Origin of the sequence: Clostridium sp. SGI.024, from assembly GCF_050315195.1 — a bacterium.
Classification (GTDB): Bacteria; Bacillota; Clostridia; order Clostridiales; family Clostridiaceae; genus Clostridium.
Genome location: NZ_JBNPON010000001.1, coordinates 61,826 through 78,629, shown reverse-complemented (window position 1 = coordinate 78,629; position 16,804 = coordinate 61,826). Strand labels below are relative to the sequence as shown.

Here is a 16,804-nt window from a genome sequence, read left to right as displayed (position 1 = left end):
TATAGTTTAAAAGTAAATTATTCTACTTTTTAAGTAAGATATTAAATTGTAAATGGAAATTAGTATTTATAAAATTAATTTATAGAATATTTAGAAGGGGATGAGTATGTGAAAAAAAGAATATTAGCATTTGACTTTGGAGCATCAAGTGGTAGAGCTATGATAGGAGTTTATGATGAAAATACTATTAATTTAGAAGAAATTCATAGATTTTCAAATGATCCAGTTATAATAAATGATATTATGTATTGGGATATTCTACGATTATTTCATGAGATAAAGCAAGGAATTATTAAAGCAAAGAATTCAGGTGGATTTGATAGTATTGGGATTGATACTTGGGGAGTTGATTTTGGATTATTAGATAAAAATGGGAATATTTTAGAAAATCCTATTCATTATAGAGATAAACGAACAGTAGGAATGGTAGAAGAAAGTTTTGAAAGAATTCCTAAAGCTGAATTCTATAAAATTACAGGAAATCAGTTTATGGAGATAAATACAGTTTTTCAGTTATTATCAATAGTGAAGGAAAGACCAGAATTAATTGAAAGAGTAGAAACTCTTTTAATGATACCAGATTTATTTAATTATATGTTAACGGGAGAGAAAATTACGGAGTATTCTATTGCATCTACTACTCAATTAGTTGATGCCAATAATAGAAATTGGTCAGATAGAGTAATAAATGCCTTAAATATACCTAGATATATATTTACGAAAATTGTTCCAAGTGGGACAATAATTGGTGAGTTAAGTGAAAGTATTTGTGAGGAACTTGGTGTTAATAAAGTAGATGTAGTAGCAGTTGCTTCTCATGACACACAAAGTGCTCTAATTTCTGTTCCCACTGAAGAAAAAGATTTTATTTTCTTAAGCTGTGGAACATGGTCTTTAATTGGAACTGAATTAGATAGTCCAATTATTAATGAAAAATCAGAAAGATATAATATAACAAATGAAGGTGGTTATGAAGGTAAAATTACATTCTTGAAAAATATTATAGGTCTTTGGCTTATTCAAGAATCTAGAAGACAGTGGATAAGAGAAGGAAATGAATACAGTTTTGGTGAATTAGAAGAATTAGCAAGTAAAACGGAGTCTTTAAAATGCTTTATAGACCCTGATGCACAAGAATTTGTAGCTCAAGGAAATATTCCTAAACGAATTCAAGAATATTGTATAAGAACTAATCAAGCTGTACCAGAAAGTGTACCACAAATTGTAAGATGTATAAATGAAAGTTTAGCCTTAAAGTATAGAAAAGCATTAGAAGAAATCGAAGATTGTACAGAAAAACATTATGACACTATTTATATGGTTGGTGGAGGAATTCAAAGTAAATTATTATGTGAGTTAACAGCCAATATTTGTGGTAGAAAGGTAGTTGCAGGTCCAGTAGAAGCAACTGTACTTGGTAATTTAGTTTTACAACTTATTGCTACAGGAGAAGTAGAAGGACTACAGGCTGCAAGAAATTTAATATCAAAATCACAAGATATAAAGATTTATGAGCCTAAAGATAAAGAAGAGTGGGATAAGACATATAATAAATTTTTAGAATTAATAAAATTAAAAAATTAAATAAGTATTTTGAAAACGAATTCAAAAATAATTTCAATATTTTATGTTCAATTAAAATACACATTTAAAATGTAAAAAGAATTAACTGTAAAAAGTATATTTTGTAAATTAATTTATTGATGAAGGGAAGAGAATGATTATGATGTATCCTAAAATAGGAATTAGGCCTACTATTGATGGAAGATGGGGTGGAGTAAGAGAAAGTTTAGAAGGACAAACTATGGGAATGGCAAAAGCTGCAGCAGAGTTAATTTCATCTAAATTAAGATATTATGATGGAACTCCAGTTCAATGTGTTATATCTGAAACTACTATTGGTGGAGGTGCTGAAGCAGCAAGATGTGCTGAACAATTTTCAAAAGAAAATGTTTGTGCAACATTAACTGTTACACCTTGTTGGTGTTATGGATCTGAAACTTTTGATATGGATCCAAATACTATAAAAGCTGTATGGGGATTTAATGGAACAGAAAGACCTGGAGCAGTTTATTTAGCAGCTGTTTTAGCGGCTCATGCACAAAGAGGACTTCCTGCATTTTCAATTTATGGACATGATGTTCAAGATATGGATGATAAGAGTATTCCAAAAGATGTTGAAGATAAGATTTTAACTTTTGCTAAATGTGCAATTTCTGTTGGAATGATGAAAAATAAATCATATGTTAATTTTGGAAGTGTGTCTATGGGCATAGCTGGTTCTTTCTGCGATCCTGTATTATTTCAGAAGTATTTAGGTATGAGACCAGAATGGGTAGATATGACAGAAATAATTAGACGTATAACATTGGGAATTTATGATGAAGAAGAATTTGAGAAAGCATTAGCATGGACTAAAGAACATTGTAAAGAAGGATTTGATTGCAACGCAGGAAAAGTACTACCTGAAATAATAACAAAATCAAAGGTTATTCCAGCAGATAAAGATTGGGAATTTGTTGTTAAGATGGCTATGGTAGTTAAAGATATTATGTTTGGAAATGAGAAGTTAGCACAAATGGGATGGTGTGAAGAGTCATTAGGTCGTAATGCTATAGCAGGTGGATTCCAAGGACAAAGAATGTGGACAGATTGGCTTCCAAATGGAGACTTTATGGAAGCTATAATGGCATCTAGTTTTGATTGGAATGGAGCAAAGAATCCTGTAGCATTTGCAACTGAAAATGATACATTAAATGGAGTTGCAATGTTATTAGGAACATTAGTTTCTGATAAAGCACCTTGTTTTCATGATGTAAGGACTTACTGGAGTGCAGATGCTTGTGAAAGAGTAACAGGAAAAAAACCACAAGGAGTAGCAGAAGTAGGTTTTATACATTTAATAAATTCAGGAGCTACTGCATTAGACTGTACAGGAGCAGCAAAAAATGAAAATGGAGAAGGCTGTATGAAGGCTTGGTGGGATATGACTGAAAGTGATATAAAAGCTTGTACAGAAGCAACAGATTGGTGTCGTGCAAATTATGAATATTTTAGAGGGGGTGGATTCTCTTCTCATTTTAAAACACAAGCTGAAATGCCTGTAACAATGCTTCGTGTGAATATTGTAGAAGGTATAGGGCCTGTAATTCAAATAGCAGAAGGACAAACAGCTGTATTAGAAGATGAGGTTCATAATAAATTAGATGTAAGAACAGATCGTACATGGCCTACAACTTGGTTTGTACCAAACTTAACTGGTGAAGGTGCCTTTAAAGATGTATATAGTGTAATGGCTAACTGGGGAGCAAATCATGGAGTAACAGTATACGGACATATTGGTGCAGAATTAATAACATTAGCATCTATGCTTAGAATACCAGTTTCTATGCATAATGTATCACATGATAGAATATTTAGACCTCATAGTTGGGCAGCATTTGGAACTGAAACCCTTGAAGCTTCAGATTATAGAGCTTGTGCAACATACGGACCATTATATAAGTAGTAAAGTAAAATAATTTATTTTTTATAATCATAACTCATGAATTCTTCAATTCATGGGTTTTTATTTTTAGAAATTTATAAAAATATTACCATGTTAATAATTTTTTATAAATTACTTTCCTTTAGTATTCAAGGATATAGAGAAATAAAAAAATTACTTAAAATATTGTTAATAAGATTTATAAATTAGTAATATTATTATAAAATATTATTAAGTAAACTTGGAGGTGAAGCTTTGCAATATAAAGGGACTTATAGAAGGGGAAGTAACATAAAGGGGAAGGTAGCTAGAAATAGGGTGAAAAGAATAAGCTTATCTTTATTATTTATTATAGTTTTTATAATAACCTTTTTTTTATCTACATTAAAAATATTAAATAAGTTTGAAAATAATATTTCTATGTCAAAAGAAGAAATTAAAAGTTATATAGATATAACTGATGAATTAAGTAAAGTTGGATATCAATTAAATTGGCAAGAAGTAGCATCAATTAATTCAGCTTTAAATAATGGAAGTTTTGAAATTAATAATGAAAATATTAATAATATAGCAAATTCATTTTTTAAAAAAGATAATGAAGGAAACATAATAGGAATTAATTCTTTTAAAGCTGCAATAAAGAGCTTAAATTTAGATAGCGAAAGAGAAACTTTAGCAAAGGATAATTTAGAAAGAATAAAAAGTAACTATCTTAACGAAGACTTAATTAATGATAGAAATAAATTGGGGTTTATTGAGAGTATTTCTGCAGTTGCAATAGATAATTATAAGAATTACGGTATTTTACCCTCAATAACCATATCACAAGCAATATTAGAATCAGGATGGGGAGAATCCACATTATCATCTAAATATAATAATCTTTTTGGGATTAAGGCTGATAGCAGATGGGATGGTAAAAAAGTAGAAATGGAAACCAAAGAAAACTACGATGATGTAATAGTTGGAGACTTTAGAGCATATGATAATCTTAATTCTTCTATTAAAGACCATGGAAAGTTTTTATATGAAAATGAAAGATACGGAGCTAATGGATTATTTGAAGGAAAAACCTATATAGACCAAGCACAAGCACTAGAAGATGCAGGTTACAGCACAGCAAAAGACCAAGAAGGAAACTTAATATACGCAGATAAACTAATAAGAGTTATTCAAGAAAATAACTTGATGTTTTACGATACAAATGTAGAGAGAAAATAATAATACTTAGATTTCAAATTACAGGCACTTGGATCGAATCCGAGGTCACAAGAAATGTTCATAATTCTGGATGAAATGAGGAATTATTACCTGTAGTATATAAGGAGATAGATATTATATTACGGCGACTTGGAGCTAGCGACGGAAGATTAAGCGAAGAAATAATAGTTGAATTATTAAAAGAGTATAAAGAGCAATTTCCATAATTCCGAACTGGTGAGGAATTATTTCCTTCAGTATGGAAGTGTGCTATATAAGGTTGCGGTGACTTGGAGCCAGCGACGAAAATAATAAGAAGAAAAGCTACAGTTAAATGACTATAAAGTTATATAGAGGAATTTTCATAATTCCGAGTTATGGAGGAATTATTACCTTCAGTATAAAGGAGATAGATATTATATTCTGGCGACTTGGAGCGAAGCGACGGAGCAAGGAATATATTATCTATCTCCTTTTTTATTTGATTTTAAATTTATCTTCATCAGGAACTATAGGTATTTCTTTTTTTGAAAGTGATGTAACTTTAATAAAATAATTTCCTTTACTAATAAGACTTATAAACTTTTGAATTGAACTTTCAGATCCTTGTACTTCCATATCTACCATTCCATTTGACATATTATGTACCCAGCCAGTCAAATTAAGGCTAGATGCATTCATTTGGCAATAATATCTAAATCCAACTCCCTGAACTCTTCCATCAACAACAATATAATATCTAGTCACTATACCACCTCTCACATTAATTGATAAGAAAATTATACCATAATTTTAAGAAAAAGAGTTAATATACTAAATTAATACTAATAAAATCTGTGAATAAAGGGTATAATTTAATATTGGATTTTTATGGGAGGAAAAAGTATGGAAAAATCACTAGTACTTATAAAACCAGATGCTGTTAGAAAAAATTTAATAGGAAAGATTATTGGGAGGTATGAAGAGAATAATCTAAAGGTAATAGCTTTGAAGATGGAGAAAATTACTGAAGAATTTGCAAGTAAGCATTATGAAGAACATATAGGAAAGGATTTTTATATACCACTATTAAATTTCATTACTAGTGGACCTTTATGTGCCTTGATTCTTGAAGGAGAAAATGCTATAGAAAGAATTAGGCAGATAAATGGTAATACTAATCCTGAAAAGGCTAAAGAGGGAACTATAAGAAAAATGTATTCTAGTAGCAAAACTGAAAATTGCGTTCATGCTTCAGATAGTATGGATAGTGCTAATAGAGAAATAAAGCTATGGTTTGGAAACAATGGATAATGAATGATGAATAATGGAAAATTAAGAAAGAAAATTTATAAGGAGTTTTCAAAATAAATATATTTTTAGCAATTTAAAAGAGCTGCTTAGGCAGCTCTTTTAATATGATATATAAAATCTAATTTATTTTTACTTTTAACCAAACATCATCATAAAGCTTAATACTATTTCCTAAATCCTTAAATATCTCACATTTATCTAAGACTTCGTCAGCAGGATAAACAGTTTCATTTTCTTGTGTTTCTTCATCAAGAAGAGCATAAGCTCCAGAGTTAGGAGTAGCATATCCTATATACTCAACATTTTCTTTGGCGTTTTCAGGATCAGATAAGAAGTTTATAAATTCTTCTGCTTCTGTTTTATGTTTTGCTCCCTTAGGTATAACCATAACATCAAACCATTTATTAGAACCTTCTTTAGGAACAACATATTGAAGGTTTAAATCTAGAGCTTCTTCTTGAATGTATATAGCATCTCCAGAATATACAGTTGCAAAGATAGCTTCACCATTTATCATCTTATCTTTTACTTCATCCATAACATAAGATTGAACTAAAGGTTTTTGATTTATTAATTCATTTGCTGCCTCATCTAATTCTTGTTTATTTACAGAATTCATTGAGTATCCAAGTCTAACTAATGATATTGCTAAGGTATCTCTTATAGAATCAAACATAAATATTTCGCCTTTATACTTTTCATTCCATAATATATCCCAGCTATCTACAACCTCATCAACTCTATCAGCATCATATATAATGCCTATAGTACCCCACATATATGGAACAGAGTATTCGTTGCTTGGATCATAAGATAAATTTTTAAAATCTTCTCCTATATATTTATAGTTTGGTATATTGTTAAAATCTATTTTTTCTAACATATCTTCTTTTTTCATTTTTTCAACCATATAGTCTGAAGGGAAGATTAAATCATAAGTACCAGGGCTATTCTTAACCTTTTGATACATTATTTCGTTAGATTCATAAGTGTCATAAATTACATCTATGCCAGTTTCATCTTCAAATTTTTTTATTAAATCCTCATTTATATAATCACCGTAGTTAAATACATTTAAAGTTCTTTTTCCACTTTCATTATTATTTTTACAACCAACAAAAGCTGAAGATATAAATATTAATGAAGATAAGATAGCTACAAACTTCTTAAGCTTTTTCAACTTTATCACCTCTTGTAAATTCCTTTCTATTAGCTATTAATAAAAGGGTTAGTACTGTTACAAACATCAATGTAGAAAGAGCATTAATTTCAGGTTTAATACCTCTTCTTGCCATAGCAAAAATTTCAATTGAAAGATTTGTAACTCCTGGTCCAGCAGTGAAGAAACTTATAACAAAGTCGTCAATTGACATTGTAAAGGCCATTAGCATACCAGCAAAGATACCAGGTTTAATTTGAGGTAATATTATCTTTCTTAGTGTATAAGATGGTGTAGCACCTAAATCTAAAGCTGCTTCTTCAATATTTTCAGGTAATTGTCTAAGCTTAGGCAAAACTGCAAGTATTACATATGGTATATTAAAGGTAATATGTGCAAGTAACATTGTAGTAAAACCAAAATCTAACTTAGTAAGAGGTCTTAAGAATATAAATAAGCTCATTAATGCAATACCTGTTACAATATCAGGATTTAATACTGGTAAATAGTTTATATTTAATAATAGTGCTTTTTTTGGCCCCTTCATTTTGTTAATTCCAATAGCTGCTAAAGTTCCTATTACTGTAGCTACCAAAGAAGAAATAATAGCAATTACTACTGTGAAGAAAAGAGCTTTTATAATATTTTCATTATTAAATAATTCAACATACCATTTTAAAGTAAATCCAGACCATTTTCCCATAGTTTTTGAATCGTTAAAGGAAAATATTATTAAGGCAGCAATAGGCATATATAAGAAGATAAAAACTAATATTAAATAAAACTTTTTAATAAAATTTTCTAAAGACTTTACCATAATTGTCCACCTCCTTCTTTAGCTTCTGAACTATCAAATAAACTCATTACAGCCATACATATTAATATAATAGCCATCATAAATATTGAAATTGATGAACCAAAGTTCCAGTCACCCATTGTTGTAAATTGTTGTTCAATTAAGTTACCTAAAAGCATATATTGACCACCACCTAGTAATCTAGAAATTACAAAGGTTGAAACTGCTGGCATAAATACCATTGTAATACCAGAAATTACGCCTGGCATGCTTAAAGGAAGAACAACTTTCATAAACACTTGCTTTCTATTAGCACCTAAATCAGATGCTGCATTTAATAAATCAGTATCAATTTTAGTTAAAACAGTATATATAGGTAAAACCATAAATGGTAAGAAATTATATATCATACCTAATATTACGGCACCATCATTATATAAGAAATTAAATGGTCCTAAACCTAAATAGCCAAGTATATTATTGATAAAACCATTTTTACCTAGTATAGGTAGCCATGCATAAGTTCTAAGTAAGAAATTCATCCACATTGGAACTATGAATAACATAATTAAAATATTACCTTTTGAAGGTTTCATTTTTGAAATTATATAAGCAATAGGATAACCTAAAACTAAGCACCAAAAAGTTGATAGAAAAGCAAGCCATAAGCTTCTTTCAAAAACTTTAATATATTGTGGTTGAATTAATCTTAAAAAATTCTCTGCTGAAAAAGAATAACTTCCATCAGGAGATGAAACTGTAAAGCCGAAGAATAATACTATTAATAAAGGAATTACAATAAATAGAGAGCTCCAAAATATAAATGGATAAGCAGCTAGATTTCTTCTAGATCCTTTTAATTTACTCATTGCCTGAAACCTTTCTCATTATGTGAATATCTTCAGGATAAATATCTAAACCTATTATAGAATTTACTTCAGCATATTTAGTATTATGTAGAATCCAAATATTATCTCCTTCTTCAACTTCTATTTCATAATGAACTCCCTTAAATATAATTGACTTTACATTTCCTTTTAACATTCCTTGTTCAGCTGATACTATTTTTATATCTTCTGGTCTAATAACAACATCAACTAATTCATTACTATTAAATCCTTTATCAACACACTCAAAAATTCTATTACAGAATTCAACTTTACAATCTTCAAGCATTTTTCCATTTAATATATTACTTTCACCAATAAAATCAGCAACAAAAGCATTAGCTGGTTCATTATAAATATCCTCTGGTGATCCCATTTGTTGAATTTTACCTTTGTTCATAACTATTATTGTATCTGACATAGTTAATGCCTCTTCTTGGTCGTGAGTTACAAAAATAAAGGTAATTCCTAATCTTTGTTGTATTCTCTTAAGTTCTATTTGCATTTCTTTTCTAAGTTTTAAATCTAAAGCTCCTAAAGGCTCATCTAAAAGAAGTACTTCAGGTTCATTAATAAGTGCTCTAGCAATTGCTACTCTTTGTTGCTGACCACCACTTAAAGACTCAATTTTTCTTTTTTCGAAGCCCTCTAAAGATACTAATTTTAGCATTTCCTTAACTTTTGAGTCTATTTCATTTTTGGGAGTTTTCTTTATTTTTAATCCAAAAGCTACATTATCATAGACATTCATATGAGGAAATAGAGCATACTTTTGGAATACGGTGTTTACAGGCCTCTTATATGGGGGTAAGGATGAAATATCACTTCCATTAAATAAAATTTCACCTTTGTCTGCTTCTTCAAATCCAGCAATTATTTTTAATGTTGTTGTTTTTCCACATCCACTAGGACCTAGCAATGTCAAAAATTCATTCTTTTTAATGTTTAATGAAAGGTTGTCTAAAACACAATTATCTTCAAAGGTTTTAGAAACACCTTTAATTTCTATAATATTTTGTTCCAAAATAAACACCTCTTTCTATAGATTTAAAATGATGGGGGAGTACTTATCCAAATTACTTTAGCTTGGGTTTTTCCCGAATTTGATATATAGTGATTTGATCTAGGCTTAAAATAGAAACTTTCACCTTTTTTCACTTTAAATTTCTTTTTACCTAGATGCAATATTATTGTACCAGATAAGACAAAACCGAACTCTTCACCTTCATGGGGTTCTTCTTCTATATATTGCCCATTAGGTTCTAAAGTTATCATAATTGGTTCCATTTCATTTTTTTGTGCGTTAGGTATAAGCCACATTAGCTTATATTTTAAGTCTTCATTTTCAGTTTCAAACATATCTTCATATGTAAAAGTAACTTTTTCTTCACTAGCATCACTAAAGAACTCTCTTAGGTTAGTTCCTAAGATTTCTAATATATCTATTAAAGTTGCTATTGAAGGAGAAGTTAAATCATTTTCAACTTGTGATATAAAGCCTTTAGATAATTCGCATCTATTGGCTAATTCTTCTTGAGTTAATTGTTTTTCAATACGTAACCTACGTATTTTTTCACCGATTTCCACAATTACACCTTCCATATCAATATTTTCTAATACTAAACCTTATGTTTAAAATTACTAAACAAACAATTGTAATTATATATATTTGCAAATAAAAAATCAATATTTTTTATAAAAAAACACAAAAAAAATTTCTTCTAAAATCATTGATATCATTGAGGTTAATCATGATTATTAAAAATGTAGTTTAATAAAACAACATTTGAAGTTTAGAAATACTAAATATTTTTTAGAACAGAATAATTGTTGGAAAATTCGTTGTTCTTTATGATTATAGATATAATCAATATCTGAAAAAAAATAATTTATTATAAGTAATTAGTATAGATAATAAAAAAATTAATTTTCAATTACATAATTCACATATGAGACTCTTATTCCTTGATTAATGTAGTTATTTATGAGATATTTATTAATATATCTACTTTAAAAAAAAGAAAATAATTATAGGTGATATAATGAAGGGTGAAATTAATTTATATAGAAGGAATGGAAAGTTAATTTATATTAAAATGCCTGATTTTAAGGAATTAGCTTTTGTAGAAGAGTTATGGGGAAATAAAAAAAATATGGGGGACTTTGGAGAAGTATATTCATTCCCAAAAGAAAAGTGGGAAATGTTTTATAAAAAGATGGTAAACCCAACAGATGGAAAAAATTTTTATTGCTTGATTTATGATTTAAATGATAATCCTATAGGAGAAGTTAGTTTTCATGGATATAATTCTGCTACAAAGGTTGCAAGGATTAATATAAAAGTGCATTATGAACATAGAAGAAAAGGTTACGGAGAAGAAGCTTTAAGATTATTACTTGAGTATTATTTTTTTGAATTTGGAGGACAAGCTATCATAGATTCAGTTAAGACTGATGAAAGTATAGCTTTATTAAAAAAGATTGGATTTGAAGAATTAAATAATATTAGGGAGCAAAGAACTTATAAGCTAACTAAAAATAATTTTATAAGTTGCAAGGCTAATGAAAAGATTAAAATTGGTATTTTGTTATATAATAATGTTGATATAACAGAATATGCTATAGCTTGTAATATTTTTAGTAAAGGAAATGAAATTCTACAGGAAGATTATTTTTATGTATATTCAGTATCTAATGTTGACTCTGTAAAAATAAAAGATGGGTTTATAGGTATAGATTGCAACATTAAATATAATAATATATTACCTGATATTCTAATAATACCTGGTGGAAGTGAAAAGGAAAATATTTTTGATAATGAAAATATTATAGAATATTTAAATAAAGTTTATAGTCATTGTGAGTATATAGCTACACTTTCTAATGGAGTATATTTATTGAGTCATTTAATAAATATGGAGGGTATTTCAATACCCGATTCTAAATATATAATAAATGGAGTTAATATAGCTAATAAAGATTTTGTTGATAATGGAAAGATAATGATTTCTTGTAATTTAATAGGGAATATAAAGTTGTGTGTAAATATAATTAGAAAAATATCAGGATATGAAGTTTCTGATAAAGTAGCTAGAGAAATAGGATTCTTATATCAGTACTAATATATTATGTTGGACAATTTATTATATACACATTATAATAAATTAAGAAATTCAAGATTCTTATAATTGTTCAAAACAAAGGGGAAGATTATATGATAAAAGGTAGAATTCATTCCATAGAAACTATGGGTTTAGTAGATGGACCAGGAATCAGAGTTGTAGTTTTTTTTCAAGGATGTAAATTAAGATGTTTATATTGCCATAATCCTGATACTTGGAGTGAAAAAGAAGGTATTGAATATAGTAGTGAAGATTTACTAAAAAAAATAAAAAGGTTTAAAAATTATTTTCAAGCATCAAATGGAGGGGTTACTTTTTCAGGTGGAGATCCACTAAGACAACCAGAATTTCTTTTAGAAGTTTTAAAGGGCTGCAAGGAAGAAGGAATACATACTTGCTTAGACACATCAGGAGTTGGTTTTGGAGATTATGATGAAATACTGAAATATACAGACTTAGTCCTATATGATGTAAAACATTTAACTGAAGAAGGTTATTTGGATATGACTATGAATAAAATTGATGAAACTAATAAATTTATAGAAGCTGTGAGAAAAGCTGGTACTAAGTTATGGATAAGGCAAGTAGTTGTACCTGGTAAAACAGATAGTGAAGCTTATATGAAATCTTTAAAGAAATTTGTTGACTCCTTAAACAATGTTGAAAAAGTAGAGTTGCTACCATATCATTTATTAGGTGTAAATAAATATGAAAATATGAAAATGAAATATAGATTAGAAGGTGTTCCAGCTATGGATAAGGACCTATGTAAAGAACTTAAAGATAAGTTTTTTAGTGAATACTAATGAATTTTAACATAAAATAAAGGAAATTATAAAAAGATAATAAATTTTTTATAATTTCCTTTATTTTTTATATTAATTTAAAATGTAAAATAATTAAATAAATTTATTTTTTAAGAAGCTTTGTAAAATATCCAGGTGGAATTAATCCTTTTTTCATACCTTGAATTACAGTTAAATAAGTTGCGGCAGTATCAAACCTAGCATCGTGATAGTTACCACTTCCTTCAAAAAGTTCATTTGCCTTATTTGTAATTTGTTCTTCTGTTATTTCTAAGAAATCTATTACTTCTGAAAGCTTAGGATTCTTTACTGATCCAGAAGGATTAATTATATTGCATATGGATTTATAATAAGCCATAGTACAAAAAGTGTTTTTAGGTTCCCAAGTAGTATCTATAAGGCCAGCTTCCCATAACAGTTGTAATTCGTGTTTTAAAAACTTAATATCAAATTGAACATTATGCCCTATGATGAAATCTGCATCAAAAAAATCTGGCATAAACTCATGAACAAATTCTATAAAATCATTTCCATCAGATAGTTCATAAAGTTTTTCTAATGAAAAACCGTGTATAGCTTGAGCACCTTCATCCATGCTATCTACAGTAAAGAAAAAATTTTTACCAGTAGTTTTTTGTGGTTTAGTTGAAGCATCAACTACTATATAAGTTAATTGACATATATTTCCTGGTTTTATACTTGTAGTTTCTGTATCAAAAAATAATAGCTTCATTATATCCTCCTAATTTTTGTATATTATATACTACTTAATTAATATTTTAAAGTGCTACAGCACCATTTAAAGTAATTAAATATAAAATATTTTTTACAAATTATATAATAACATAAAAATTTAATAAATCCAAAAGAGGCTGCAAAGCAGCCTCTAATTATTAATTTTATATTCAGTGATGACACCCACATTATTTTCCTTCAAAGGACTTAGAAATAACTTTTAGCAATTCAAGACATGTTTCTAAAGTTTTTTTGTTATCATCCAATACAGGATTGAATTCTACAAAATCCATAGATCTAACTAAAGAAGTATTTATTATAGTTTTAATAACTTCTTTTCCTTCAGAGAAAGATAAACCATCTTCAACTGGAGTTCCAGTACCAGGTACATAAGTTGGATCTAAGCTATCAATATCGAAACTAAAATGAATATTTTTAACATTATTTTTATTTAAAGCTTCTACTAATTCCTTTAATACTGTATTTATGCCCTTTGTTTTAATATCTTTCATGGTCCATACATTTAGATTATACTCCTTGATTAATTCAAGTTCACCTAAATCTAAGTCTCTGCAACCTAATAAAAATACATTTTCAGGTTTCACCTTTTGTCCTGGGAAATAAAGGTTAGTCAAAGATTCATATCCAATTCCCATAGAGCTCGCTAAAGGCATTCCGTGAATGTTTCCTGATGGGGAAGTTTCCGGCGTATTTATATCACCATGAGCATCCACCCAAACAACTGCAAGATCTTCCTTAAAAAATTTACTTGAACCTGCAATACTACCTATTGCTAATGCATGATCTCCACCTATAGTTATTGGTAGATAAGAATTTTTTAGGGAATCATAAACTTTATCAGCTAGTCCAATATTTGATCTCACAACTTCATCTAAATACTTCATTTTTGCGTTTGCTGCGTATTTATCATTTGAAGAAACATTTTTTACATGAACTTCGCCCATATCACAGACTTCATGGCTTTTATTAAAGATATCTAGAAGGTTGTTCTCTCTTAAAACTTTTGCGCCTTTTTCTACTCCAGGATTATCACATCCATAGAATAGAGGCATATCAATAATACTTATTTTCATAAAACAAACCTCCAAGTGAATAATAATTTTTAGGGCAATAAATATATATTAATAGCTTAAAGTGAATATGTAAATAAAAAAATAAACTTTCTTTAGAAAAAATATTTTTTTTATGAATATCTAATAAAAATTAAAATTTACATATTATATTAATATAAAATTTGTCTGAAAATGTGAAAATTCGTAATAATTTTTAAATGATAATTTTAATTTGAATGTTGATAATTATTAACTTTTTTCAACAAGGGTATATTATTTCTATTTCTTATGGAATTATATTCCAAGTGAATGTATAATAAAAATATGTATTATTACGCAATTGTATTTTAATATTCATTAAGATAGGAGAATTTTATGAAGAAATCATTCTATATTTTAATTTCTTTAACCTTATTACTATTTGTTGGCTGCAATAGCAATCGAAAAACTAATATTCCAGATTTAAAAGTATCTGTTGATGGGGCTGAAATATTAGTTTCCAGGGGTGGATATGAATGGACTAATAATGTTGGTTTTTCTAAAAAAGAAACCGTTACTGCTGATTCAGCAAGTCCTGAACAAATTGCTGACACTATGAGTGGAAATAAAGTAAAGCCAAAATCAGAACTACTCTTGTCTTTTTCAGAAAAACCCAAAAATGTTGAAATTATTGCTTGGGGAGAATCTAAAGAGAATAAATATACTTATGATAATGATAAACTTATTGTTCCTCAAGAAAAAGGGACTTATATTTATGAAGTCTTTGGGGAATGGACACAAGGACATGTATCTTATACTATAAAAGTCATAGTTACAAATGAATAATATTAAACAATTGCGTATTAGGTCTAAATAAACTAATACATAAATAGTAATTTAAGAGTAGTTTTATATATTTAATGGATAGTGAGAGGAATTGATAAAATGAAAAAGATGAAAAAGGGTTCAATTATTATCTTACTGATTAGTATAGGAATATTAACATTCTATTTGATTCCAATGAGAATAACACCAAAGGTTCCATTAACAAGTGAAGATATTAGTATAAAAGTCGAAAGGGCTGGAGGAAATACAGGACCAGTTTTTAAAGTTGCTGAAGATAAAGCTAAACTTAAGGAGATATTAAAGGAGAAATATCCTGATAAAGATATAGAACCACTTTATATTGAATTAACAGGAAACCTACCATATGGAGTAGTAAATGACCCAATATTATTGGGTGATTATGTAATTCATGGTACAATTATTTCACCAGATGGTGGGGAAGAAAAAAGTACAATAATTGATGTTAAATACACAGATGCAAAGATTTCAAGATTATTTAGGGATGATTCACAAATGAGTGGATTTTATGAAATAATAATTGTATTTATTTCATTCATATCTGCATTTATAGTAATTATCAGATTTCTAATTTTATTCATAATAAAATTAATTTCAAATGGAAAATAATGAACAATTTTAAACTATTGCGAATTAAAATATGTTAATTTAAGGAGCTGTGGTAGCAGCTCCTTTATTAAAAATGTAGAATAAAAATATATGTTTTTTAGAAACTCCTAGCGCAGTTTATTCTTTAATTTTACATTTTGAAATAGCATATTAAGATATCATTTCACTAAGTTTTTGTAGAGCTTCATCTTTTGAATCAAAAGAAAATTTATGCTCTTTTATATAACTTTGATCTGTTTCTGGAAGATTACTAATAGGTTTGGAGTCGGTATAAACCTTTTTTTCAGATTCAATTATTTTTCCGTTATTATCAGTTTTGAATATAGAAATATATCCATTATCTTCTCCTAAATAGTACTTATTACTTTCCAAAACATTACTTTTTATTTCTTTATCACGAATATAAGTAAGTTTTTTTTCATCTTTTTCAGAAAGTTTATAGCCTTCTTTAGAAAGTTCTACAGATAATTCACCTTCTGTTAATTTTTCTTTTAAATTTAATTTCTTCTTTATATTAAAAAAATTATCTATCATATCTACATTATCATTTGTTTTTAATGTTATAAAAATATCATCATTTAAATATTCGTTATTTGCAAATACATTTTTATTTTTAGCTTCAGCATTTTTATTTCTAGTTAAGTAATTAGTAATATAATAGCTTCCACAAAAAGAAATAGCTAATAATGTTACAATAGCAACTAAAATAGCTGATTTTTGTTTTTTATTTAAATTTTCTTTTGAAGAATTATTATTCATATTATCCATATTTATCACTCCTTGCTAAAATTATT

The 16,804-nt window shown here is 27.9% G+C and carries 17 protein-coding genes; 8 read left to right on the top strand and 9 right to left on the bottom strand.

The window, feature by feature from the left end; all coding sequences use genetic code 11:
- The first annotated feature begins 108 nt into the window (after positions 1-108).
- The 3 genes from ACQRD5_RS00395 to ACQRD5_RS00385 all read left to right on the top strand — a co-directional run bounded on the left by ACQRD5_RS00395 (position 109) and on the right by ACQRD5_RS00385 (position 4,708).
- Positions 109-1,584: a rhamnulokinase gene (locus tag ACQRD5_RS00395; protein WP_291629072.1), complete on the top strand. Its 1,476-nt coding sequence runs from the start codon at positions 109-111 to the stop codon at positions 1,582-1,584.
- A 139-nt stretch (positions 1,585-1,723) separates the two neighbouring features.
- Positions 1,724-3,508, top strand: a complete 1,785-nt coding sequence (locus tag ACQRD5_RS00390; protein ID WP_294363369.1) for an L-fucose isomerase — start codon at positions 1,724-1,726, stop codon at positions 3,506-3,508.
- Positions 3,509-3,742: 234 nt separating this feature from the next.
- Positions 3,743-4,708: a glycoside hydrolase family 73 protein gene (locus ACQRD5_RS00385; protein ID WP_427746395.1), complete on the top strand. Its 966-nt coding sequence runs from the start codon at positions 3,743-3,745 to the stop codon at positions 4,706-4,708.
- A gap of 456 nt (positions 4,709-5,164) precedes the next feature.
- Here the strand turns inward: ACQRD5_RS00385 and ACQRD5_RS00380 are convergent, their stop codons facing one another.
- Positions 5,165-5,434, bottom strand: coding sequence for an acylphosphatase (locus tag ACQRD5_RS00380; protein ID WP_294362756.1), 270 nt, complete (start codon positions 5,432-5,434; stop codon positions 5,165-5,167).
- Positions 5,435-5,572: 138 nt separating this feature from the next.
- Here ACQRD5_RS00380 and ndk point away from each other — a divergent pair, with 138 nt between their 5' ends.
- A complete protein-coding gene (gene ndk, locus ACQRD5_RS00375; RefSeq protein WP_291629064.1) occupies positions 5,573-5,980 on the top strand; it encodes a nucleoside-diphosphate kinase in 408 nt (135 codons plus the stop codon).
- A gap of 118 nt (positions 5,981-6,098) precedes the next feature.
- On the opposite strand, the gene ACQRD5_RS00370 is transcribed toward ndk, so the two are convergent.
- The 5 genes from ACQRD5_RS00370 to ACQRD5_RS00350 are packed head-to-tail and all read right to left on the bottom strand — an operon-like array spanning position 6,099 to position 10,409.
- Entirely contained in the window at positions 6,099-7,160 is a 1,062-nt protein-coding gene (locus tag ACQRD5_RS00370; protein WP_294362754.1) for an ABC transporter substrate-binding protein, read from the bottom strand.
- Positions 7,147-7,956: an ABC transporter permease gene (locus ACQRD5_RS00365; protein ID WP_291629060.1), complete on the bottom strand. Its 810-nt coding sequence runs from the start codon at positions 7,954-7,956 to the stop codon at positions 7,147-7,149. The genes ACQRD5_RS00370 and ACQRD5_RS00365 overlap by 14 nt, the downstream gene beginning before the upstream one ends.
- A complete protein-coding gene (locus ACQRD5_RS00360; RefSeq protein WP_294362748.1) occupies positions 7,950-8,804 on the bottom strand; it encodes an ABC transporter permease in 855 nt (284 codons plus the stop codon). The genes ACQRD5_RS00365 and ACQRD5_RS00360 overlap by 7 nt, the downstream gene beginning before the upstream one ends.
- Positions 8,797-9,846 carry a spermidine/putrescine ABC transporter ATP-binding protein gene (potA, locus tag ACQRD5_RS00355; RefSeq protein ID WP_294362746.1) on the bottom strand — a complete coding sequence of 350 codons (1,050 nt, stop codon included), beginning with the start codon at positions 9,844-9,846 and terminating at the stop codon, positions 8,797-8,799. The genes ACQRD5_RS00360 and potA overlap by 8 nt, the downstream gene beginning before the upstream one ends.
- A gap of 23 nt (positions 9,847-9,869) precedes the next feature.
- A complete protein-coding gene (locus ACQRD5_RS00350) occupies positions 9,870-10,409 on the bottom strand; it encodes a helix-turn-helix domain-containing protein (RefSeq protein WP_291629110.1) in 540 nt (179 codons plus the stop codon).
- 455 nt (positions 10,410-10,864) lie between these two features.
- Here ACQRD5_RS00350 and ACQRD5_RS00345 point away from each other — a divergent pair, with 455 nt between their 5' ends.
- Both ACQRD5_RS00345 and pflA read left to right on the top strand, forming a co-directional pair.
- Complete coding sequence (locus tag ACQRD5_RS00345) at positions 10,865-11,944, top strand: GNAT family N-acetyltransferase (protein ID WP_294362744.1); 1,080 nt, start codon at positions 10,865-10,867, stop codon at positions 11,942-11,944.
- Positions 11,945-12,036: 92 nt separating this feature from the next.
- The gene (pflA, locus tag ACQRD5_RS00340; RefSeq protein ID WP_294362742.1) at positions 12,037-12,750 is read left to right on the top strand and encodes a pyruvate formate-lyase-activating protein; all 714 of its coding nucleotides are present in this window, start codon (positions 12,037-12,039) and stop codon (positions 12,748-12,750) included.
- 103 nt (positions 12,751-12,853) lie between these two features.
- On the opposite strand, the gene ACQRD5_RS00335 is transcribed toward pflA, so the two are convergent.
- Complete coding sequence (locus ACQRD5_RS00335) at positions 12,854-13,483, bottom strand: exonuclease domain-containing protein (protein WP_427746394.1); 630 nt, start codon at positions 13,481-13,483, stop codon at positions 12,854-12,856.
- Between the two features lie 190 nt (positions 13,484-13,673).
- Positions 13,674-14,579, bottom strand: a complete 906-nt coding sequence (rocF, locus tag ACQRD5_RS00330; protein WP_291629048.1) for an arginase — start codon at positions 14,577-14,579, stop codon at positions 13,674-13,676.
- 354 nt (positions 14,580-14,933) lie between these two features.
- Between rocF and ACQRD5_RS00325 the strand changes: the two genes are divergently transcribed.
- On the top strand, positions 14,934-15,383 hold the full coding sequence (locus ACQRD5_RS00325; RefSeq protein ID WP_427746393.1) for a hypothetical protein: 450 nt from the start codon (positions 14,934-14,936) through the stop codon (positions 15,381-15,383).
- A 99-nt stretch (positions 15,384-15,482) separates the two neighbouring features.
- Positions 15,483-16,010, top strand: coding sequence for a hypothetical protein (locus ACQRD5_RS00320; protein ID WP_427746392.1), 528 nt, complete (start codon positions 15,483-15,485; stop codon positions 16,008-16,010).
- A gap of 150 nt (positions 16,011-16,160) precedes the next feature.
- Here the strand turns inward: ACQRD5_RS00320 and ACQRD5_RS00315 are convergent, their stop codons facing one another.
- Positions 16,161-16,778 (bottom strand): hypothetical protein, encoded by a 618-nt coding sequence (locus ACQRD5_RS00315; protein ID WP_294166828.1) that lies wholly within the window; start codon positions 16,776-16,778, stop codon positions 16,161-16,163.
- Between the last annotated feature and the right edge of the window lie 26 nt (positions 16,779-16,804).

Coding starts and splice junctions, on each gene's coding strand:
- ACQRD5_RS00345 (WP_294362744.1), top strand. CDS start 10,865: ATGAAGGGTGAAATTAATTTATATAGAAGGAATGGAAAGTTAATTTAT.
- ACQRD5_RS00335 (WP_427746394.1), bottom strand. CDS start 13,483: ATGAAGCTATTATTTTTTGATACAGAAACTACAAGTATAAAACCAGGA.
- rocF (WP_291629048.1), bottom strand. CDS start 14,579: ATGAAAATAAGTATTATTGATATGCCTCTATTCTATGGATGTGATAAT.
- ACQRD5_RS00365 (WP_291629060.1), bottom strand. CDS start 7,956: ATGGTAAAGTCTTTAGAAAATTTTATTAAAAAGTTTTATTTAATATTA.
- ACQRD5_RS00360 (WP_294362748.1), bottom strand. CDS start 8,804: ATGAGTAAATTAAAAGGATCTAGAAGAAATCTAGCTGCTTATCCATTT.
- ACQRD5_RS00320 (WP_427746392.1), top strand. CDS start 15,483: ATGAAAAAGATGAAAAAGGGTTCAATTATTATCTTACTGATTAGTATA.
- ACQRD5_RS00315 (WP_294166828.1), bottom strand. CDS start 16,778: ATGGATAATATGAATAATAATTCTTCAAAAGAAAATTTAAATAAAAAA.
- ndk (WP_291629064.1), top strand. CDS start 5,573: ATGGAAAAATCACTAGTACTTATAAAACCAGATGCTGTTAGAAAAAAT.
- ACQRD5_RS00390 (WP_294363369.1), top strand. CDS start 1,724: ATGATGTATCCTAAAATAGGAATTAGGCCTACTATTGATGGAAGATGG.
- ACQRD5_RS00325 (WP_427746393.1), top strand. CDS start 14,934: ATGAAGAAATCATTCTATATTTTAATTTCTTTAACCTTATTACTATTT.
- pflA (WP_294362742.1), top strand. CDS start 12,037: ATGATAAAAGGTAGAATTCATTCCATAGAAACTATGGGTTTAGTAGAT.